Below are 20,955 nucleotides of genomic sequence, written 5' to 3'. Positions count from 1 at the left end.
GCCGTTTGAATCACTTCAAAGCCGCCGCCCTTCAGTTCACTGCGATATGGTTGTCGGCGCGCCGCACGCCCGCTGCCAGAAATGCCGCACGCGCATTGGTGCCGGCACACCGAGTACCAGCGAGGCGCCGCCAACTGCTCGTCGACGTATCCATCATCGCGGTTCATGATGCCGGTACCGGCATTCAACGGGTTGTCCGCTCGTTGTTAACGCAGCTCCTGCTCTCACCCCCCGCTGGATTCGAGGTGCGCCCCGTCTGGGCGACTCGCACAATCCCGTTCCACTACGCAGATCATCTGCTCGGGCTCGCGCCTTACGACACGACGCCGAAAGGTGCACCCGTCGATGTTGCGAACGGTGATATTTTCCTAGGTCTCGACCTTACCAGTCGCATCCTGCCGAGACGGCAGCACGATCTGCTCGCGTGGCGAAAGCAAGGCGTGCGGTGTGCGTTCGTCGTCTACGATCTGCTTCCACTACAACACCATCGTTGGTTCACTCCGCGCGCGCATCGCTCGTTCCGACATTGGCTATCCACAATTGCAATTCACGCCGATGAATTCTGGTGCATATCGCGCACCGTCGCGAGCAACGTGGATATCCTGATGCAGCAGCGCTTCGGTCTTGCTCGAGCAGAGATTCCGGCACGTTGGTTTGAGCTTGGTGCTGACAGACTTGATCGTGCACGCGTCGACGAAGCTGCGTCGCACTCCGTATCTGCGCGATTTGCTCGCCCAATGTTGTTGATGGTTGGCACGATCGAGCCCCGCAAAGCGCATGCACAGGTACTCGACGCACTCGACTTGCTGTGGGACAACGGCGAGCAACCAACGTTAGTGATCGTCGGCAAGAAAGGATGGCACGTAGATGAGCTCGTTGAACGCCTAGCGCGGCATCCGCAAAATGGCAGGTCGCTATTTTGGCTCAGCGAAGTCGATGATGCGCAACTGGAAACCTTCTACACGCAGGCGGATGGTCTCATCCTGGCATCCGAGGCCGAAGGTTTCGGACTTCCGATTATCGAGGCCGCACGTCACGACAAGCCGCTGTTTCTGCGTGATCTCCCCGTATTTCGCGAAGTTGCCGGCGAACATGCGACCTATTTCTCGGCCTCGGACGGGCACATGCTCGCACGCCAAATGTCCGACTGGCTCACACAACTTGCGACAGGTGCTGCGCCACGCAGCGGCTCGATCGAGCCGATCAGTTGGGCCGCGAGCGCCAAACAACTAGCAACGTTCGTGATCGAGCTGGCTGCAAGATAACTCAGGCTAATCTTCGACACACGTCCAGCGTACGCTCCGCACATCTCGTCCAGGTCGCCACACTCGCAACTTGCAGCCCGCGAGCGACCGCAGCTGTGCGCCACTCCCCATCACAAATTACACGCTCAATTCCGTCACGCAACGATGCGTCATCTCCTGGCTCAACAAGCCATGCAGCGCCGTCGGCCACCTCGGGCAACGACGAGGAACGGGACGTAAGCGTCGGCACGCCGCTTGCGAACGCCTCCAGCACCGGTAGGCCAAAGCCTTCGTAGAGCGACGGGAAAAAAAACGCGTGCGCTCCTGCGTAGAGCAGCGGCAACAGAGGCTCCGGAACAAAACCCAAATACCGTAACCACCCTTCTGCCTCACCCTTCGCGATCCTTCCGCGCAACTCGTCGTTCAGCCAACCCGAACTCCCGGCAAGCACGAGCGGGTAACGGCCCCGCAAATCAACAGGCAACGCCGAATACGCTGCAAGCAATGCGTCGACTCGCTTTCTCGGCTCCAGCGTTGATACGCAAAGCGTATAGGCGCCAGGAGATAGACGATACTGGTTCAGCGCAACGACGAGATCTTCGCGATCGTAAGGCCTGAATTCCGGCGGGACCCCAAGGGGAACCGAGGTGATATTGTCCAGCGACCAGCCAAAATACTCCGACACTTCTCGTTTTATAGCCTCGGAATCGGTGATGATATGTGCGGTGCGACGCAGTGTCGACGCAAAGCTTCGCTCGAAATGGCGAATGCGTTCTATCGGGTGAGTCTCCGGGTATTTGAAAACGGACAGGTCATGAACCGTAATCACTCCGTCTTCCACATACTCCGGCAGGAAATAGTTCGGAGAATGAAAGATATGTGTTCGGAGCGCGCGCTGTTGCCGCCAACTCCTCATGGCGGCAGAAGCACGCGACCAGAATCCCCCATTTTGGCGCGCTGCAACGCTCCGCCGCGGTTGGCCATCTAGTAGTTGCCCGGGATCGCCAACCCATTCCCCCGCGAAGTAATAAAGGACGGCATCAAGATCGCCAGCGGGTGCCGCTCGATAGTACTTCGCCAACTCCCATGTATATCGCCCAATGCCGGTCAGCGGCGGAACGATCGCGTCGACTGCGAGAATCAACTTCAATCGACACTCTCCAGCATCCACTTGAGCGTGTCGCCCAACGGAATCGGCCGCGGCGCTTCGCCGATAGCCCGACGCAATTTGCTGTCGTCACCGACCAGCTTGCGAACTTCGTTCGCACGCACGAAGTTCGGATTGACGCGAACTTCAGGTCGATAGCCCGCCAGTTTCTCCATGATGGATAGCACTTCCTGAAGCGAGTAGCCAGTACCCGAGCAGACGTTAAACGTCTCACCTGCAAACGCGCCGGTCAACAACCGTTCATAGATCGCGACGACCGCCCGTACGTCGGAGAAATCCCGTATCACATCGAGATTTCCGAGCTCTAGAACCGGGGTATGCGAACGGAAGCATGAGACTATCTTCGGCAGAAGAAAATTCTCAGCCTGACCGACGCCCGTATAGTTGAATGGCCGCACGAATACAATCGGCAACTGCTCGCTCCAGAGTCGGGCGGCATATTCCATCGACAGCTTGCTGACCGCGTAGTCATTGGCCGGCGCCGGGGGCACCGATTCGTCGATCACTTCGCAATCAGCGTTACCGTAGATATTCGCGCTGCTCGCAATAAGCACTGCATCCGGTTGATGCGAAGACGACGATAACGCTGCGAGCAGGTTCCGCGTGCCGACCACGTTGGTCTGGTAAATCGAGCTAATATCATCATGTGCAACGAACGCGATCGCAGCAAGGTGCGCAACCATGTCCGGCCTTTCGAGCTCGACGATCTCCGACAGCCGCCGACGGTCGAGCAGGTCTACAACGTGAGTAGGCCACTCCCAGCTCGGGCCCGCCCGATGGGCAAGCCCACATACATCATGGCCGCTCGCCGCCAACTGGCGCGCGAGGTAGCGGCCTGTAAAGCCGCCGATCCCGGTAATTAGTACTTTCGCCATGAATCAGAAAGAAAAACCAATCTCGTTGCGGCGAATATCCGCCTCGACCATCATCTGGCAGAGTTGCTCGAGAGTCGTGGTCGGCCTCCAGCCGAGCGCATCGCGCGCTTTTTGCGGATCACCGATCAGCAATTCCACTTCGGCCGGTCGATAGAATTTGGGATTGATGCGCACGATCGTCTTGCCCGACGTCCGGTCGATACCGATCTCGTGTTCATCGCGCCCCTCCCAGGCAAGTTCGAATCCGGCTGCCTGCGCAGCCATGCTAACGAAGTCGCGCACAGTTTCCGTCCGATTGGTTGCCAGCACATAGGTATCCGGCCGGTCGGCCTGAAGCATGCGCCACATGCCTTCGACATATTCCTTTGCGAAACCCCAATCGCGCTTTGCATCCAGATTGCCCAGTTCCAGCACGTCAAGCTTACCGAGGCGGAGCTTCGCAACGCTGTCAGTGATTTTCCGGGTAACGAACTCTCGACCCCGCAACGGCGACTCGTGGTTGAACAAGATCCCGCTGCACCCGAAAATATTGTAGCTCTCGCGGTAATTGACCGTGATCCAGTGCGCATAGAGCTTGGCGACACCATACGGACTACGCGGGTAGAAGGGTGTCTGTTCGGTTTGTGGAATCGCCTGTACCTTACCGAACATTTCGGACGTGCTCGCCTGATAGAAACGAATCGCCGGATTGACGATGCGGATTGCTTCGAGCAAATTCAGCGGGCCAATTCCAGTGATCTCAGCCGTCGTTACCGGCTGATCGAACGACACACCGACGAAGCTTTGCGCCGCGAGATTGTAAACTTCCGTCGCACCGGTCTGTTGAAGGAGACGAATGCTGGAGCTCAAATCCGTCAAGTCGTATTCGACCAGATGCAGATTCGGATGCGCAGCAATTCCGAGTTCCTCGATCCGCCAGAAATTCACGGAACTCGTGCGGCGGTAAGTGCCGTAGACGACATAGCCCTTCTCGAGCAGGAGTTCGGCAAGATAAGCGCCGTCTTGCCCAGTAATACCAGTGATGATTGCGGTAACGCTCATTTTTTACTCACTCGCTTCTATTGAACTTGATCCTCAGAACCGATTCCTTTAGCTTTCGATTCGTTCGATTCACCTTACCGCTTCGAGATTTCCAGTCGCGTAAGCTGCGCACGCGCGCCTCGATCGATGCAGCGCACCTCGAAATCATCGAGCGTTCGCTCGACATCGATATTGAACTCCACGACAAGAGATTCATTCGCCGACGCTGCCCGGGGGAATCGCACGTCGCCCCGCCACAGGCACTGCCGCCCTTCATCCGCGACGAAGTCGAACAACAGATTGGCGTCCTTTTCGACATCCGCGACGCCAAATACCTTCACTGTGTAGTTCCCCACTTCAATCGAACGGTGCGGACCATACATCAAAAATCCGTCGTTTCCGGTGCCCTGCAACCCTGACCCGACATGAATGCCGATTTGCGTACTGCAATCGTGCCCAGGATAAATTGACATACCCGCATTCGAGCCGTCAGCCAGAACGCCATCGATAACGCCCTTTACTACGCTCGCTGTGTCCGACCACGTGCGCACCCGGTATTCCTTCTTCACACGGCGCTCGATTTCTGCCACCTTAGCCGGTGTCGTGCACCACTCAAGAATCGCATGTGCCCATGCATGAACATCCCAGGCCGGCAGATACCTGACCAGATCCCGACCGACTTCCGGCAGCGAACCTTGATCCGAACTCAGGACCGCCTTGCCCATGGCCAGTGCTTCGCCGACCGGCAATCCCCAGCCCTCATACAGAGACGGATACGTGCAGAATAGCGCGTGTTTATACAACTGCATCAACTCGTAGTCAGTGACGTGATTTAGTTGCCCAATCTTGTCTTGCGTCAGCGGATCAAGCTCGATGTCCTTCAGCAAATCACCGACTCCCCAACCCGGCATCCCGACGAATACAAGCTTCGGCAACGCGTCACCGTGCCCGTCCCGACACAGACGATGATATGCGCGGTACAGGATTTCATGATTCTTGCGCCGCTCGATTGTCGACACGAAGAGAATGAACGGCTTCCGGAGTACTGCCTGCACTTCCGATCCGAGTTCGCCTTCACCTGTCGGAACATTGTCGCCGAGAGGAATGACATGAGACGGGCGGATCGGAGACCCGATCTTGTCGCAAAGATCGAGATAGTCCTTCTTGGTCTGCTCCGAAATGCACAGGACAGCGGTCGAGCCCCACGCGAGGGAATTGAAGTACTCCTTGAATCGGCTCGATACGTCGCCGACGCAATATTGCGGAAACAACACCGGAATCAGATCGTAGCAGCACGTTATGACGTGAATGCCCTTCTTTTTCCGTAGATTGTAAAACTCGGAGGAATAGGATTGGTCCCAGTCCAATCCGATCGACACGACAATATCGCCCGCGACAGGTGACAGACGATATTGCGGATCGCCGGTCGGCACCTCGAACTGCACGCCGCGCGCCCCGCTTTGCGAAGCTGATTTCTTGCCGAACAACTCCATTGCCCGATACATGAAACGTCGCGACAGATCAAACGACTCAGTCTTGGGGAGCATCATATCGATGGCGTCGTCAATTTCAGACGACCGCTCGCCGACGGGCTCTGCCCACTCGATGAACTGCCCCTCTCGCCAGATGCACTTCCGGAAGCGTTGCTTTCCGTACAACGCCTCGAGTTCGTTACAGAGCGCCTGCTCGACACGAACGATGCCAACGGGGGGGCGGTTCCAGTTTGCACTGGTCGTGACGTTCATCCAAATCAGCGGTGCATTATTTTGCGGCATGCATCATCCTTTCTTCACAACTCGACATCTCCTCGACATCCAGGAGACGCCACGGCAGCGTGTGTGTTGACTCTTCCTGCATTCAGGCCTGCTGTTGCAGTCCCTGCTTGAATTCTGCGGTAGACGATCGCTTCACGCCAAAGCCGGTCGCATAGTCAACAAGCTCGCGCAGCGTCTCGTCCCAAAGCACCGATTCTCGCCCGGCCATTTCCTGCTGCGTAAGCCGCAAGGGTGCAGCCGCCATGGACTCTCTCAGTGCGACCACGAATGAGCGGCTGTCGTCTGCGATCGATACGCCTTCCGCGTTGGCAAATTTATCGAACCCGCGCATCGCAACTGATGTCGCGACAATGTGCTTGCCCGCCCAAAGTGCTTCAGCCGTCTTGAGATTGGTGCCGCCACCGTGCGTGATCGGCAGGATGATCGTATGTGCGATCGTCAGCAGTCCCTGGAGACACTCTTCCGAAACGACTCCTGCGGAAATGGTCGCCCGGCTCAAGCCGGCCGCTCGATGAAAACGAGCATCCCCTGCGATCGATGGGCCAACGCCACCGACCAGAACGATCGCCTCGTCGGGTGCAATGCACCCGACGCCACTGCCGAACATATCGAAAAATCCGGTGATGTTGGGCGGATGCGCCGAGCCACAGAGCAATGCGATTTTCCGGTGCTGGGCAACTCGGTTCGCCTGCTCGAGACCATCAACTGTCACGGTCCGACGCGCGACGCCGTTCTGCGCAAGAATGCACTTGGCCCCCGTGCGTGACTGCATCCACTCGAGATCCTCCTGCGATACCGCACATACGCCATGCGCATTGCGCAACGCCTTGAGTTCAGTTTCGCGGATCAGGTCGCGAGCTCGTTCCGCGTCTTCAACCGTCAGATACTGAGCAACGATGTCATAGCGCAACTGGCTTTCGATATTTTCGGAACCGTAGATCAGCACTGTTCTATTCAGTTTTCTTTCGGTTACGAATCGCTTCGCGAAATCAAACAGCCAGGGGTTCTCGATCAGAATCAAATCCGGGGCCGAGTCGATCTTGCTGGCGAGCGATCGATAGGCCTCATCGTCCTCAGCATAGAGACGGCCGATTGCCCAATCCTCCATCAACAGCGGATTCGAGATGTATCGCCGTAGCGGTTCATGCCCTGGGTACTCGCAAAAATACTCTTCCGGCGCGTATTGATCGCTTCCCAGTACACCTGCGGATTGCACCTGATGTCCAGCAGCGCGCAGCACCCGCACGATGTTCGCCACCCGATGTTGGCCGCCGTGTGCTGGCGTTCCGATCGGATACGTGCTTAGCGTCAATATCTTCATTTGCCGTTACTCGTTGCATGAGATTTTGCAGACAATTCCATCTGACTTTGATAATTTTGCTGCATCTCTTCCCCCATCCTGATCAAGTGATTTTCGAGCGCGCGAAGATCCTTGAGATGGCGATTGACGCTGAAGAAGAAGCAAACGCCCTGAATGAGGCTACCAAGCACCGGAACACCAAACAATTTGTTCGCCAGAATCGCACCCCTCAGATGCGCGATTCTGACATTATGTCGCCGAGCCTCTTTCGAATTCTGGATATCCGATAAAATAATAGCCTTGCTCACCCCTGCGCGCACCCGGCTCAGATAGTGCCGCTCACCGTATTCGTCCGGCTCCCGCTTCAATAGTGCAAGATAAGCCGCTCGAACGAAATTCCTGTCATGCAGCAAAAGGAAGTCCTCTAGACCGTATTTCCCGTCGCCACGAAGGACAAACTCCGGCTGGAAGTTGATTTTCAATTTTCTCATGTGGTTCACACCTTGTTCCGCTGACCCCGTAGCCCTCATAGAATCCACTGATTGAGAAAGATGCTTCAGGTCAATTCCCGCGTCGGGTGCTCCTAGCGAGAACGCCCTCGAAAACCAACCGCGCGCGCGCTCCGCTCGCCCGACACGATATCCTTCCCATAGATACGCAGCACTTCTTTCAGCCATCGAAAGCACGCGCTCCTTGAAGACGTCTATTTCAGCCGAGTAATCCGACCGAATTTTTTCACGCTCTTCCGATGCAGATGCCGCGACCACTTCACATTGCCGAATCAACTCGACTTCTCGCGCGCGGCATCTGTCCCGCTCATCTTGATGCGACCGACGCAACCCGGCCAGTTCCGTCGCAAAATGATCGCTTAATCGAGCACGCTCAACCTCGGCCGCCTCCCGAAGTGTGCGGGCCTGCCGTTCGAGCGCCTGGTCCGCCTGCCTTGCCTGCTGTCGCCCCGCCTCGGTCAATGCCCCGACTTCGGCAAGGGTGCTCTGCAAGGTTTCGGTCCAGTAGAGCTCCCGCTCATCGAGCGTGTGCTGCCACGCGCGCTCATGCTCGGCATGTGCTTTCGACTGCGACGTCAGGATCGTTTCAACTCGCTCCGACACCTCGATTACTTGGCGCCGCGCCTCCTGCTCGACCGCAGCCGAATGCTCGAGGACATCCTTCGCCTGTTCCACTTGCTGCCGAGCCGCCTCCGATAACGCACGCACTTCATCTCGGGATTCCTGCAACATACCGGCCCAATAGCGTTCGCGCTCATCGAACATCCGCTGCCACGCCTGCTCCTGTTCAGTATGCGCCCGCAACTGGGATTCGTGCGTGGCATCCACTCGCATCAACAATTCGAGCATTTGTCCGCGCGCCGCCTCCTCGACGGCGGCCAATTGCTTGAGCGTAGCCGCAAACTCCGTCCGGATTTTGGCAAGTTCGTCAGCCTGTTCCCGGTCACGCTCACCCCACAGGCATTCCTGTTCGCGCAGTTTCCGCTCTAGCGTCAGCAGTTCGTCCCGCGCCGCCAGCTGCCCTTCCGCATCACGCTGATTGAGGGATTCGATTTCGCGAAGCAATGCTCGAATGCGAGCTTGACTGTCTTCATCATGCTGACGCAATTCTTTTCTGGTCGCCTCGAGCGCCGCGTTGTCGCGCTCGACAATTTGACGATGAAACGGTGCGCTCGCTTCGCCGCCGAGCGCGAAATCGTCAAATACGTTAGGCGGCACTTCGAATGCGTGCTTGAGCTCGCGACGCTCTTCGGCGACGTAGTATCTATTCAGTCCGTCGAAATAAACGAAACTATATCCGCGCCGGTCCAGCGCAGACTCCCAAACGTCGTGACAATCGATCTGCGAGAGTGGCAACGTGCTCTCGACCACCACGATCCATGGACGTGCCGCGTTCTCTCCCCAGCTATCAAGCACCTGACGCTCAAACCCTTCGACGTCGACTTTGAGCCAATGGATGTCTTTATCGCCCACGGCTTCGAACACCGATGCGAGCGTCACGCACGGCACAACTATTTCCCGATCCTGAAAACCGCGCACCCTATGTTGCTCAACGATCTTCTCGTCCGCAGTCGAGATGCCCGTCCCTGGAATCTCGTAGAATCGCAACGCAGTGGATTCCCCGCCGACGGCTGACTGAAGCACCGTTTCGTCCGGCCGCTCCCGCCTCAACGCTTCAGCGTAGTATGGCGTCGGCTCGACATGTATGCCGCGCCAGCCCTGTTCATAGAAAAGCAGGCTGACGGAATCAATACGCGGATCTTGCGCACCGATATCAATATAGAAGCCACGCTCGATATGCTTCAGCGCGCGCCACAACATCACGTCTTCGAAATTTTGTGCGTAAGAAGTAATCATCTGACCATGAATTCGAAGCCAACGTGCTTTCCGCTCTGGGTGGATGATGTGGGCGATAAGGATATCGCCGCACCGCCGTATACTTTGTGCATTCACCTGAATGGCTGCGCGCAAACCACCACATCGCAGCCTGTTCATCCGCTCCAGATCAAACGGCAGAGCAAAGCCCGGACGGCAAATATCGCCCGAGCTTCCCCTGCCTTATCTATAGGTTTGAATGCTCGTTGTGACCGGATACGCAACAGAAAACACCAAATTCAGGAATTTTTGCAACTCGGTAACTGCCGAATTCGACACGTACAGCAGATCTTTGTTGTCCATCATAAAGTTCTGTGCAACGAAGAATGCGTTCGGATCTCGTAAGTTCATCCGATAGACAACCGGCACCTTACCGTCGATCGTCGTCTGCGCTGGCGAGTTGGGCCACGGCAATGCCTTCGCATCCTCGAAGCGGAAGATGAACACGCCCTGCGCATCCGAACGCGCATCCTGCAGGCCACCCGCTCGCGCCAACGCCTGCGCCAGCGTAATACCTTGCGCCTCGAAGTTGATTTCCTCGTTCTTGCCGGTCGCACCCAACGCTGTGAAACTGTATGGCTGGAACAACGCAGTCACAACATCCCCCGCGCGCAGCGGCACATTCTGCCGCGGATCGCGAATTACCGACTCGAGCGGCAGCGAAGCAACGAGGTCGCCACGCGTCACTTGGACAGTAATCTTGTCAACAGGCTGCCGGACACCGCCCGCCGCTGCCAGCGCATCAAGTAGTCGCTCACCTCGGGCTGACAACGGCATTCGATCGTTCTTGACGACATCGCCGACGACCGTCACATAGGAAGTGGCGTTGTGCGAAAGCTTCACAAGCACCTGCGGATCGTGGGCCATATTTTTCAGGCGCACAGCAATGGCACGCTGCAACTCCGCCGGTGTTCGCCCGACAGCTTTGATTTGACCGGCAAACGGAATATTGATCGTACCGTCCCCGTCAATGACCTGATCCGGCAGAACTGTCACCCTTGCGTTGGTCGACCCGGCTTTCGAATCCCCCGTTTGCGCAACGCCGAACAGCGTCGCTGGCGGCGCCTCCCATATCGATACCTCGATCGTGTCGCCAACCCCGAGTTGCTGCCGAAAACGCAAGTCATTTCCGAGCAGCGAGGAAAAATCTCCGCGCTTGCGTTCTGCGAACAGTTGACGCGCAACATTGTCAGTCACGTCAACGACCTGGATACGGGGAGGATTCGCCGGATTAGGGACTTGATCGGGAGCCGCAACGATCTGGGAGCGGCTAGGACCCGACGTGGGAATGCTGGAGCAGCCAACAAGCAAAACCGTACAGATCGAAAGTGCTGCAAAAGAAACGCTGCGAGTCAAACGTAACATGTATCGTCGGGCCCAGAATTTGGCGAAGGCGGAAATTGTCGCACGTTCGAAGATGCAATAGAATATTTCGGTATTATTTGCCCGCCAATCACTCTGAAATGAAACGGGCCGTACGCACAACTTGATCGACAATCCAGCTTTCCGCGCTTCCGCGTCTGGATTCGGTTCGCGCCCTCATTCATTGACAGATCGATTCTTCGTGACACAAATTCTCCTAGACGTCACACGGCTGACACGCAGATGCTATGAAGGCCTGCTCCCGACGGGTGTCGACCGCGTCGGCCTTGCCTATATTCGACGGTATGGCGATGAGGCTCGCTGCGTCCTGAGTAACCAGGGCTTCTCTGTAATTCTGACAGAGCGCGACTCACAGAAAACGTTTGCGATGTTGCTATCACAGCGTCCAGAACGGCATTCAATCGTCAGCCTGCTAGCGCGCGCTTGGCTCAATGGAACGCGTCGTGCACCCCACGTCGATTCGACACTATTGCATACGAGCCATACCGGTATGGAGTTTCCGCGCTACTACAAGGCAATGCAAAGAAGAAACGGGCGCGCGATATTCATGGTCCATGATCTGATTCCGCTGACACACGCGGAATATAGCCGCCCCGGCGTCGACAGCACTCATCGTAAGCGAATCCATACGGCACTACGTCACGCAGACGGGCTCATTGCGAACTCGCGGGGAACGCTTGACGCTCTCGCCGCCGAGGCCGTGAAGGCCGGAATTGCCCTGCCACCGAGCGTCGTCGCACCGCTCGCCAGCGGCACCACACCACAACCGGCCCTCACTGCCCCTCTCGCAACCCCGTATTTCGTCATGCTTGGCACCATCGAGCCGCGCAAGAATCATTGGTTCATGCTGCATGTGTGGCGCCGACTTGTCGAGCAACTCGGCGATCAGGCTCCGAAGCTTGTTGTTATCGGCCGGCGTGGCTGGGAGTGCGAAAATGTGGTCGACATGCTTGAGCGCAGCGCACCACTGCGGGGGATCGTCATCGAACAGTCCAACTGTTCCGACGACGAGTTGCACGCCTGGCTACAACACGCACGCGCGCTGCTTTTCCCGTCCTTCGTCGAAGGCTACGGCATGCCGCTCGTCGAAGCCCTTGAGTCACGCATTCCGGTCTTGGCAAGCGACCTCGACGTATTTCGCGAGATCGCGACGGACGTGCCGGATTATCTTGATCCCCTGAACGGCCCCGCATGGCTCGACCGCATTCAAGCGTACTCTCAAGCGAATAGTGCGGAACGCGACGCCCAACTTGAGCGCATTACGCATTTTCGAGCGCCCACATGGGCGTCTCATTTCGACGCGGTCGATCGCTTCATTGTTTCGCTACAGTAAGTCATGAACCAATCCGCAGCGCGTCCATTCGATGTACGCAGTGTAATCCGTGGGTCGCGCCTCGCGAGCGTGCTCTCGCGGCGCTCGAACTGCGTGTGGCTCGACCATTGGAGCGGCCGCATCACTCTGTACATCGCCCGTACAACCGGAATCGCGACGCAACTCGCGTGGCCCGGCCCGATTGCGGCACCTGCCATACCTGGCACCCCGTTGCGCTCGTGGTTCAGCCTGCCATCTACTGCGTGCGGGCCACATGCGCTCATATCCGCACTCGATCAGGCGCTATTGGCCGACCCATCGGCCGGAAAAAAACCTGGAATCATCCAGTTGATGACACGGGTGCTGAGCACGGACGCGCTTCATCAATGCGGTCGAGACAGGCGCCATCCCGTTTCGCTCGAGACACCGCGTAATCCATCTCACATACTCCTCATCGACGAACGGAACACGTCTGCAACGAATATTCACGCGTCGGCGACAGCGCGATCCAAGGCCTTTGCTTCAATGATCCAAGCAGCATGCGCGGCTCATCCGGATGCGGAATTCTGGCTGATCCGCAGCGGTGATCCGGGCTCAGGCCCTTGGCTATCCGCATCCTCCTCCCTGCCGGCCAACATCCGTCTCCTGACTCCGCCGTATTCACTCGCCGAAGCACTGCGCCACGTCGAACGTGTTTTCGTTGTCGAAGCATCTGAGGGCATTTGTGGACTGCTCGCCGACGTTCCAACTCATGTCTTCGGAACACCCTATTACGCAGGCTGGGGACTTACGCACGACCATGCGGGATTGCCGAGCCGACGCGCGCGACCGACGCTCGCCGCATTGTTCGATGTGGTCTTTCTGCGATTCGTCCGTTACCTAGATCCATCTACTCTCGCACACGGCCCGCTTGAATCCGTACTCGACAGCATCGAATTGCAACATGAAGTGGCGCAACGGTTCACTGACCTTCAATCAGTCGTCGCGATCCGCTTTCAGCGCTGGAAGCGGCCGTTCGCAACCCCCTTTCTCACGGCAGGCGGTGGCAGGCTTCGGTGGACGCAGGAGTTGGAAAGCGTGCGAACAGGCGAATGCGTTGCGCTGTGGGGCGCACGGCCCACGGAGAACATCGCGCCAAACGTCCCGCATGTGCGCATCGAAGATGGATTCATTCATTCGCTGGGACTCGGTTCCGACATGAGCGCGCCGTACAGCCACGTACTCGACCGACGCGGCCTATATTTCGACGCACGCCAGCCGAGCGATCTGACCATACTACTCAATGAGACCGAATTCAGCGACGCAGAACTTGCCCGGGCGGCCGTACTGCGAGAGCAACTCGTCCGACTCGGCATCACCAAATACAATCTGGGCCGTCGCCCCCCTGCGTGGCAAGCGCCATCTGACAGGCAGGTCGTGCTGGTGCCAGGACAGGTTGCCGACGATGCATCCATTCGACTCGGCACGCAGGGGCTTTGCACGGCCGATGCGCTATTGCGTGAGGTCCGTGCACGCCGACCTCATGCATTCATCGTCTATAAGCCTCACCCGGACGTGTTGTCCGGAAATCGCAACGGGGTCATCGATGTGTCGGGGCTAGCCGACGTGATCGACAGCGACGCCGACTTGCTGTCGCTTATCGAGGCAGCGGACGAGATTCACACTCTTTCATCGCTTTCAGGATTCGATGCGTTACTGCGAAACAAGGCAGTCTTCACTTATGGATTACCCTTTTATGCCGGCTGGGGCCTGACGCATGACATGCTGGTGCAGCCCTGGCGCAAACGTCGGTTGACACTCGATATGCTAGCGGCGGGAGTCCTTTTGCGGTACCCGGTGTATTGGGACTGGAAGCTCGGCATATTCACGACGCCGGAAGCAGTCGTCCACCAACTGGCCCTTCCTGCTGCGCGGCCGCTCGACAAGATCCGGGGCAACCGCACACGCCCGCTTATAAAGGCGCTACGTTGGACGCGCAACGCATTTCGCTACGCAGTGTGGCAAAGCAGACAAAAAAACAACGGGAATGACGACGACTTCACGTATTAAACATTGTTAAGAATTGGCATATTTAAAGTAGTCAAGAATAGTCGGCTCGCGTCATTAATCGCCGGCACTGAGAGCTTTTCAATCTGAGGCAATGATGAACATCTACCCGGTAATTCTGTGCGGCGGCAGCGGCACCCGCCTTTGGCCCATGTCGCGCGGCGGCTATCCGAAGCAATACCTGAAGCTGACGGGCGAACAGACGCTCGTCCAGCAGACCGCCTCCCGCCTTCAACACATTCCAGGTGCCGCGGCCCCCATCATCGTCACCAACAACGATCAGCGCTTCCTGGTCGCGGAACAACTCCGTCAGGTCAACATCACGCCATCGTCGATCGTGCTTGAGCCGGTCGGCCGCAACACCGCGCCCGCGATCGCGATCGCCGCGCTGCTTGCATTGCACGACTCGCCCGACGCGCTGCTGCTGGTGCTGCCGTCGGACCACGTCATCCTCAACGAACCGGCATTCATCGCCGCAGCCAGCGAGGCGGCGGCCATCGCTGCAGACCAGCACCTCGTCACGTTCGGCATCACGCCAACGGAAGCACACACCGGTTTCGGCTATATCCGCCGTGGCCCGGCCATCGCCGACGGCAAGCAGGTCTACAAGGTCGACGCGTTTGTCGAAAAGCCCGACGCCCCGACGGCCGAGCGCTTCCTCAGCGACGGCAATTACTACTGGAACAGCGGCATGTTCATGCTGAAGGCGTCCACGTACATGGAGGAATTGCATCGCCATGCACCGGAGATCGCTCGTCAGGCAGAACTCGCGTTCGAATCCGCCAAGCGGGACAACGACTTCCTCCGTCTCGATGCGGACGTGTTCGCGGCCAGCCCCAATGTGTCGATCGACTATGCGGTGATGGAAAAGACCGAACGCGCCGCTGTCGTCGCGGCGGCAGACCTCGGCTGGAACGACATCGGGTCATGGAGCGCGCTTGCGGAAATCGCGGACGCCGACGAGCAGGGCAATGCACTTATCGGTGACATCTTTACCGACGCGGTGAAGAACTCGTACATCCGCGCAGAACACCGAATGGTCGCGGCCCTCGGTCTCGACAACATCGTTATCGTGGAAACCGCCGACGCCGTGCTGGTCGCGCATCGCGACAAGGCCCAGGACGTCAAGAAAATCGTCGAGTGGCTGAATGCCTCCGGCCGCCACGAATCGGTCACGCATCGCCGCGTCGTCCGCCCATGGGGCTCCTACGAAGGCATCGACCAGGGCGACCGCTTCCAGGTCAAGCGCATCATCGTGAACCCCGGCGCGCAACTGAGCCTCCAGATGCACCACCACCGTGCCGAACACTGGATCGTTGTAAAGGGCACGGCGACGGTCACGAACGGCGACAAGGAAATCATGCTGACCGAAAACCAGTCGACCTACATCCCGCTCGGCGCGACACACCGGCTGACGAACCCCGGCAAGATCCCGCTCGAACTGATCGAAGTCCAGTCGGGCGCGTATCTCGGTGAGGACGACATCGTCCGCTTCGAAGACACCTACGGTCGCGCAGCGTCGTAACCACGGCAATTTCCGGATCGCGCGCCACCTCCGGCCCCAATCCGACACCCACTGACGGGCAGTACGCACACGCGTCCTGCCCGTTTTTCATTACGTCAAGCAACGTAAGGCAGGTTGCCCGTCCCGCACAGGTCAGGTTATAAAAGCGCCACCAGTCCCGGTGCATGCGCCGCCCTTTTTTACCCTTGACTTCGGAGAACGCATGATCGATCTCGCCACCGCCCAGCAATTCCTGATGACCCGCGGCCTCGACTTCGGCCTCAACCTCCTCGCAGCGATCGTATTGTGGTTCGTCGGCCGCTGGGCGATCCGCATCGCCGCGCGCCTGCTCGGCAAGGTCGTACGCCGCAGCGGCAAGGTCGACCCGACGCTCACCGACTACCTGACCTCCGTCGTCAGCGTGCTGCTGACGGTCCTGCTGATCCTCGCGATCCTGCAGATCTTCGGCGTACAGACGACCTCGTTCGCCGCGCTGCTCGCCGGCCTCGGCCTCGCGATCGGCACGGCCTGGGGCGGCCTGCTCGCGCACTTCGCCGCCGGCGTGTTCATGCAGGTGCTGCGCCCGTTCAAGATCGGCGACGTGATCAACGCGGGCGGCGTCACCGGCACGGTGAAGGAGCTCGGCCTGTTCGGCACGACGATCATCACGCCCGACAACATCGTGACGATCGTCGGCAACAACAAGATCTTCTCGGACAACATCGCGAACTACAGCGCGACGTCGCACCGCCGCGTCGACCTGACTGCGAAGATCGCGAACGGCGTCGATGCGGTCGATGCGATCAACCGCCTGAAGGCGTCGATCCAGCAGATCCCGAACGTGCTGACCAACCCGGCGCCGGACGTCGGCGTGTTCCAGTTCACGCCGGAAGGCCCGTTGCTGTTCGTGCGCCCGTCCACGGCGCCCGAGAACTACTGGCAGGTGTACTGCGACACCAACCGCGTGATCCTCGACACGTTCCGCGACGCGCAATACCCGACGCCCGAAACGCCGGTCGCGCATCGCAACGCATAACGGCGGCGCCGGACGAAAAAAAAGCGTGGCAATTCAAATTGCCACGCTTTTTTATTGCACCGAAAAGGAAGCGAAGCGCCCCCGCTCAGCGCCCGCCCGTCTTCTGCGCATGGTCCGACTGTCGCCCGCGCACGAGCTTCCACACGGCGCCGAGCGCGACCGGCACGATCGCCGCGCCGATCCCGACCAGCACGATCACGTTCAGGTATTGGCGGATGAACGGGATGTTGCCGAAGAAATAGCCGAGCAGCACGAGCAGCAGCACCCAGACCAGCGCGCCGATCACGTTGAAGAGCTGGAAGCGCGTGGCGCTCATCGACGACGCACCCGCGACGAACGGCGCGAACGTGCGCACGACCGGGATGAAACGCGCGAGCACGATCGTCTTGCCGCCGTGCTTGTCGTAGAACGAGTGGGTCTTCTGCAGCGCGGTGCGATCGAGGAAACGCTCGAGCACCGGGATATGGGTATTGAACACCTTCGGGCCGACCCAGCGGCCGATCAGGTAGTTCACGGTGTTGCCGGAGATCGCCGCGACGAGCAACAGCACGATCAGCATGCCGACGTTCATTTCGCCGGTCGCCGCGAACGCGCCGCCGATGAACAGCAGCGAATCGCCGGGCAGGAACGGGAACACGACGAGCCCCGTCTCGCAGAACACGATCAGGAACAGCACGAGATAGACCCATGCGCCGTACTGCCGGATGAAATCGCCGAGGAATGCGTCGATATGCAGGACGAGATTGACGAAATGAAGCAGCGTTTCCAAATGCGGTTCCTCGAAGGCGTAAGGGCCGGAACGGCCAGAACAGGCGGAAGCGCCCGCCGGTCAAGGCCGGCGCGCGTGACGGACCCATGATACCGAAACTACCTTAAGGCTCCGTGAAAAAACGTAACCGCCGGTCGCCCCGGCACGCATCCGCCGCCTCGCTATAATTCGGCCATGTCCGATATCACCGAAACGGCAGCGGGCGCCGCGCCCGCCCCCGCTCCGCGCCCGCTGCGCGCGATCCAGCCCCTGCCCGACCAGCTGATCAGCCAGATCGCCGCGGGCGAGGTCGTCGAACGCCCGGCGTCGGTCGTCAAGGAACTGCTCGAGAACGCGATGGACGCCGGCGCGACGACGCTGCGCATCGTGCTGGAAGAAGGCGGCGTCAAGCGCATCTCGATCACCGACGACGGTTGCGGGATTCCGCCCGACGAACTGGCGCTCGCGCTGATGCGCCATGCCACCAGCAAGATCCGTTCGCTCGAGGAGCTCGAGGCGGTTGCGACGCTCGGGTTCCGCGGCGAAGCGCTCGCGTCGATCGCGTCGGTCGCCGAGATGTCGATCACGAGCCGGACGGCCGATGCCGCGCATGCGATGAAGATCGATGCGCAGACGGGCGTGCTGTCGCCCGCCGCGGGCTCGACCGGCACGACGATCGAGGTACGCGAGCTGTACTTCAACACGCCCGCGCGGCGCAAGTTCCTGAAGAGCGAGCAGACGGAGTTCGGCCACTGCCTGGAAATGATCCGACGCGCGGCGCTCGCGCGGCCGGACGTCGCGATCTCGGTGCTGCACAACGGCAAGGCCGTCGAGCACTGGAACGCGACCGAGCCCGCGCAGCGCGTCGCGAAGATCCTCGGCGACAGCTTCGCGACCGCGCACCTGCCGCTCGACGAGCAGGCCGGCCCGCTCGCCGTCTACGGTTGCGCAGGCCTGCCGACCGCAAGCCGCGGGCGCGCCGACCAGCAGTATTTCTTCGTCAACGGCCGCTTCGTGCGCGACAAGCTGCTGACGCACGCGGTGCGCGCGGCCTACGAGGACGTGCTGCACGGCGACCGCTACCCGTCGTACGTGCTGTTCCTCGACCTGCCGCCCGAAGCCGTCGACGTGAACGTGCATCCGTCGAAGATCGAGGTGCGCTTCCGCGATTCGCGCTCGATCCACCAGTACGTGTTCCACGCGGTCCAGCGCGCGCTCGCGCGCCACGCGGGCGCGTCGCCGGAAACCACCGCGGGCGGTCACGCCGCGCATCTCGAACCCGCGCCGCGCGGGCCCGCATCGTTCCTGGACACGCCGCTCGGCCAGGGCCACGGCCAGGCCACCGGCGGCAGCGGCTTCTCGTCGCCGTCGTCGTCATCGTCGGCGGGCAACACCTGGATGCGCCAGGCACGGATGACGCAGGGCACGCTGCCCGTCGCGCAGCCGCTCGCGCTCTACGACGCGCTGTTCGGCCGCAAGGATACCGGCGCGGGCACGCCGGATGGAACGACGACCTTCGCCCGCGATTCGGCCGACGCGCCGGGCGCGCCGCTGCCGGGCTTCACCGCATCACCGATCGCCGCCACCACGCACGACGAGCAGCCGCTCGGCTTCGCGCTCGGCCAGATCCACGGCATCTACGTGCTCGCGCAGAACGCGCACGGTCTCGTGATCGTCGACATGCACGCGGCGCACGAGCGGATCCTGTACGAACAGTTCAAGAACGCGCTCGCCGATCGCTCGGTCGCCGTGCAGTCGCTGCTGCTGCCGGTGTCGATGACGGCCACGCCGGTCGAGATCGGCACGGTCGAGGAAGAGCGCGACACGCTCGAATCGCTCGGCTTCGATCTCGCGGTGCTGTCGCCGACGACGCTCGCGATCCGCGCGGTGCCGGCGCTGCTGAAGGATGCCGACCTGCAGTCGCTCGCGCGCGCGGTACTCGCCGACCTGCACGCGTTCGGCGGCTCGCGCGTGCTCACCGAGCGCCAGCACGAACTGCTCGGCACGCTCGCGTGCCACCACGCGGTGCGCGCGAACCGGCGCCTGACGCTCGACGAGATGAACGCGCTGCTGCGCCAGATGGAGGCGACCGAACGCGCGGACCAGTGCAATCACGGCCGGCCGACGTGGTATCAGCTCACGCTGAACGATCTCGACCGCCTGTTCATGCGCGGCCAATGAGCGCGGCGCCGCCCTCCACCCCGACGACGATCGCCTGCCTGCTCGGCCCCACCGCTTCGGGCAAGACGGCCGCGGCGCTGGCGCTCGCCGCGCGCCGCCCGATCGAGATCGTCAGCGTCGATTCGGCGCTCGTCTACCGCGACATGGATATCGGCACCGCGAAACCGACTCGCGAAGAGCGCGCGAGCGTGCCGCATCACCTGATCGACATCATCGATCCGGCTGACGCGTATTCGGCCGCGGAATTCCGCGCGGACACGCTGCGCCTGATCGGCGAGATCACTGCGCGCGGCCGCACGCCGCTGCTCGCGGGCGGCACGATGCTGTACTACAAGGCGCTGACGCAAGGGCTCAACGACCTGCCGGGCGCCGACCCGGACGTGCGCGCGAAACTCGACGCCGACGCCGCGCGCGACGGCTGGCCCGCGCTGCACGCGCGGCTCGCGCAGGTCGATCCCGACACGGCCGCGCGGCTCGCGCCGAACGATTCGCAGCGGATCCAGCGCGCGCTTGAAATCTTCATGCTGAGCGGGCGGCCGATGTCGGCGCTGCTTGCCGCGCCGCGGCGCGCGGACGATGCGGCAGCCGCGTACCGCTTCGTGCCGGTCGCGCTCGAACCGTCGGATCGCGCGGTACTGCACGCACGGATCGCGCAGCGCTTCGACGCGATGCTCGACGCGGGCTTCATCGACGAAGTCGAACGGCTGCGCCGTCGCGACGATCTCCATCCCGACCTGCCGTCGATGCGCTGCGTCGGCTACCGGCAGGCGTGGGAATTCCTCGACGGCGACACCGACTACCGGACGATGCGCGACAAGGGGATCTTCGCGACACGCCAGCTCTGCAAGCGCCAGCTCACGTGGCTGCGCGCGATGCCTGAGCGGATCGTCGTCGACTGCATCGTGCCGGATTCGACGGCCCGCGCGCTCGACGCGCTCGAACGCATACTCGACGGCCGCGCGCCGGGCTGAGCGGGCCG

15 protein-coding genes are annotated in these 20,955 nt (G+C 60.4%); 7 read left to right on the top strand and 8 right to left on the bottom strand.

Features of this window, described 5'->3' with window-relative positions; all coding sequences use genetic code 11:
- Positions 1 to 5: 5 nt before the first annotated feature.
- A complete protein-coding gene (locus ABD05_RS09450; protein ID WP_053059931.1) occupies positions 6 to 1,265 on the top strand; it encodes a glycosyltransferase family 4 protein in 1,260 nt (419 codons plus the stop codon).
- Between the two features lies 1 nt (position 1,266).
- Here ABD05_RS09450 and ABD05_RS35950 read toward each other — a convergent pair whose 3' ends face one another.
- The 7 genes from ABD05_RS35950 to ABD05_RS09420 form a co-directional block, all read right to left on the bottom strand.
- Positions 1,267 to 2,394: a glycosyltransferase family 4 protein gene (locus ABD05_RS35950; protein ID WP_082146076.1), complete on the bottom strand. Its 1,128-nt coding sequence runs from the start codon at positions 2,392 to 2,394 to the stop codon at positions 1,267 to 1,269.
- On the bottom strand, positions 2,391 to 3,287 hold the full coding sequence (locus ABD05_RS09445) for a GDP-mannose 4,6-dehydratase (RefSeq protein ID WP_047899891.1): 897 nt from the start codon (positions 3,285 to 3,287) through the stop codon (positions 2,391 to 2,393). The genes ABD05_RS35950 and ABD05_RS09445 overlap by 4 nt, the downstream gene beginning before the upstream one ends.
- Positions 3,288 to 3,290: 3 nt before the next feature.
- Complete coding sequence (gmd, locus tag ABD05_RS09440) at positions 3,291 to 4,328, bottom strand: GDP-mannose 4,6-dehydratase (RefSeq protein ID WP_047899890.1); 1,038 nt, start codon at positions 4,326 to 4,328, stop codon at positions 3,291 to 3,293.
- A 74-nt stretch (positions 4,329 to 4,402) separates the two neighbouring features.
- Positions 4,403 to 6,082, bottom strand: coding sequence for a glycosyltransferase family 4 protein (locus ABD05_RS09435; protein WP_047899889.1), 1,680 nt, complete (start codon positions 6,080 to 6,082; stop codon positions 4,403 to 4,405).
- Positions 6,083 to 6,164: 82 nt separating this feature from the next.
- A complete protein-coding gene (locus ABD05_RS09430) occupies positions 6,165 to 7,403 on the bottom strand; it encodes a glycosyltransferase family protein (protein WP_047899888.1) in 1,239 nt (412 codons plus the stop codon).
- Complete coding sequence (locus ABD05_RS09425; protein ID WP_047899887.1) at positions 7,400 to 9,748, bottom strand: FkbM family methyltransferase; 2,349 nt, start codon at positions 9,746 to 9,748, stop codon at positions 7,400 to 7,402. The genes ABD05_RS09430 and ABD05_RS09425 overlap by 4 nt, the downstream gene beginning before the upstream one ends.
- A 201-nt stretch (positions 9,749 to 9,949) precedes the next feature.
- Positions 9,950 to 11,131, bottom strand: a complete 1,182-nt coding sequence (locus ABD05_RS09420) for a polysaccharide biosynthesis/export family protein (RefSeq protein ID WP_047899886.1) — start codon at positions 11,129 to 11,131, stop codon at positions 9,950 to 9,952.
- Positions 11,132 to 11,330: 199 nt separating this feature from the next.
- On the opposite strand from ABD05_RS09420, the gene ABD05_RS09415 reads away from it, so the two are divergent.
- The 4 genes from ABD05_RS09415 to ABD05_RS09400 all read left to right on the top strand — a co-directional run bounded on the left by ABD05_RS09415 (position 11,331) and on the right by ABD05_RS09400 (position 17,047).
- Positions 11,331 to 12,482 carry a glycosyltransferase family 4 protein gene (locus ABD05_RS09415; RefSeq protein ID WP_047899885.1) on the top strand — a complete coding sequence of 384 codons (1,152 nt, stop codon included), beginning with the start codon at positions 11,331 to 11,333 and terminating at the stop codon, positions 12,480 to 12,482.
- 3 nt (positions 12,483 to 12,485) lie between these two features.
- Complete coding sequence (locus tag ABD05_RS09410) at positions 12,486 to 14,510, top strand: capsular polysaccharide biosynthesis protein (protein ID WP_047899884.1); 2,025 nt, start codon at positions 12,486 to 12,488, stop codon at positions 14,508 to 14,510.
- Between the two features lie 94 nt (positions 14,511 to 14,604).
- Complete coding sequence (locus ABD05_RS09405; RefSeq protein WP_047901142.1) at positions 14,605 to 16,032, top strand: mannose-1-phosphate guanylyltransferase/mannose-6-phosphate isomerase; 1,428 nt, start codon at positions 14,605 to 14,607, stop codon at positions 16,030 to 16,032.
- 202 nt (positions 16,033 to 16,234) lie between these two features.
- A complete protein-coding gene (locus ABD05_RS09400; RefSeq protein WP_047899883.1) occupies positions 16,235 to 17,047 on the top strand; it encodes a mechanosensitive ion channel family protein in 813 nt (270 codons plus the stop codon).
- 85 nt (positions 17,048 to 17,132) lie between these two features.
- Here ABD05_RS09400 and ABD05_RS09395 read toward each other — a convergent pair whose 3' ends face one another.
- Positions 17,133 to 17,816, bottom strand: a complete 684-nt coding sequence (locus ABD05_RS09395; protein ID WP_047899882.1) for a DedA family protein — start codon at positions 17,814 to 17,816, stop codon at positions 17,133 to 17,135.
- A gap of 174 nt (positions 17,817 to 17,990) precedes the next feature.
- Between ABD05_RS09395 and mutL the strand changes: the two genes are divergently transcribed.
- Entirely contained in the window at positions 17,991 to 19,976 is a 1,986-nt protein-coding gene (mutL, locus tag ABD05_RS09390; RefSeq protein WP_047899881.1) for a DNA mismatch repair endonuclease MutL, read from the top strand.
- Positions 19,973 to 20,947: a tRNA (adenosine(37)-N6)-dimethylallyltransferase MiaA gene (gene miaA / locus ABD05_RS09385; protein WP_047899880.1), complete on the top strand. Its 975-nt coding sequence runs from the start codon at positions 19,973 to 19,975 to the stop codon at positions 20,945 to 20,947. Before mutL ends, miaA begins: the two co-directional genes overlap by 4 nt.
- Positions 20,948 to 20,955 lie beyond the last annotated feature (8 nt).

The organism is Burkholderia pyrrocinia (assembly GCF_001028665.1).
GTDB classification, from domain to species: domain Bacteria; phylum Pseudomonadota; class Gammaproteobacteria; order Burkholderiales; family Burkholderiaceae; genus Burkholderia; species Burkholderia pyrrocinia.
This window is presented reverse-complemented; position numbering and strand designations above follow the sequence as displayed.

What these genes read in the sequence shown, in the direction of transcription:
- ABD05_RS09420 (WP_047899886.1), bottom strand. Translation starts at nt 11,131, where the DNA reads ATGTTACGTTTGACTCGCAGCGTTTCTTTTGCAGCACTTTCGATCTGT.
- ABD05_RS09425 (WP_047899887.1), bottom strand. Translation starts at nt 9,748, where the DNA reads ATGATTACTTCTTACGCACAAAATTTCGAAGACGTGATGTTGTGGCGC.
- miaA (WP_047899880.1), top strand. Translation starts at nt 19,973, where the DNA reads ATGAGCGCGGCGCCGCCCTCCACCCCGACGACGATCGCCTGCCTGCTC.
- ABD05_RS09435 (WP_047899889.1), bottom strand. Translation starts at nt 6,082, where the DNA reads ATGCCGCAAAATAATGCACCGCTGATTTGGATGAACGTCACGACCAGT.
- ABD05_RS09405 (WP_047901142.1), top strand. Translation starts at nt 14,605, where the DNA reads ATGAACATCTACCCGGTAATTCTGTGCGGCGGCAGCGGCACCCGCCTT.
- mutL (WP_047899881.1), top strand. Translation starts at nt 17,991, where the DNA reads ATGTCCGATATCACCGAAACGGCAGCGGGCGCCGCGCCCGCCCCCGCT.
- ABD05_RS09445 (WP_047899891.1), bottom strand. Translation starts at nt 3,287, where the DNA reads ATGGCGAAAGTACTAATTACCGGGATCGGCGGCTTTACAGGCCGCTAC.
- ABD05_RS09410 (WP_047899884.1), top strand. Translation starts at nt 12,486, where the DNA reads ATGAACCAATCCGCAGCGCGTCCATTCGATGTACGCAGTGTAATCCGT.
- ABD05_RS09400 (WP_047899883.1), top strand. Translation starts at nt 16,235, where the DNA reads ATGATCGATCTCGCCACCGCCCAGCAATTCCTGATGACCCGCGGCCTC.
- ABD05_RS09430 (WP_047899888.1), bottom strand. Translation starts at nt 7,403, where the DNA reads ATGAAGATATTGACGCTAAGCACGTATCCGATCGGAACGCCAGCACAC.
- gmd (WP_047899890.1), bottom strand. Translation starts at nt 4,328, where the DNA reads ATGAGCGTTACCGCAATCATCACTGGTATTACTGGGCAAGACGGCGCT.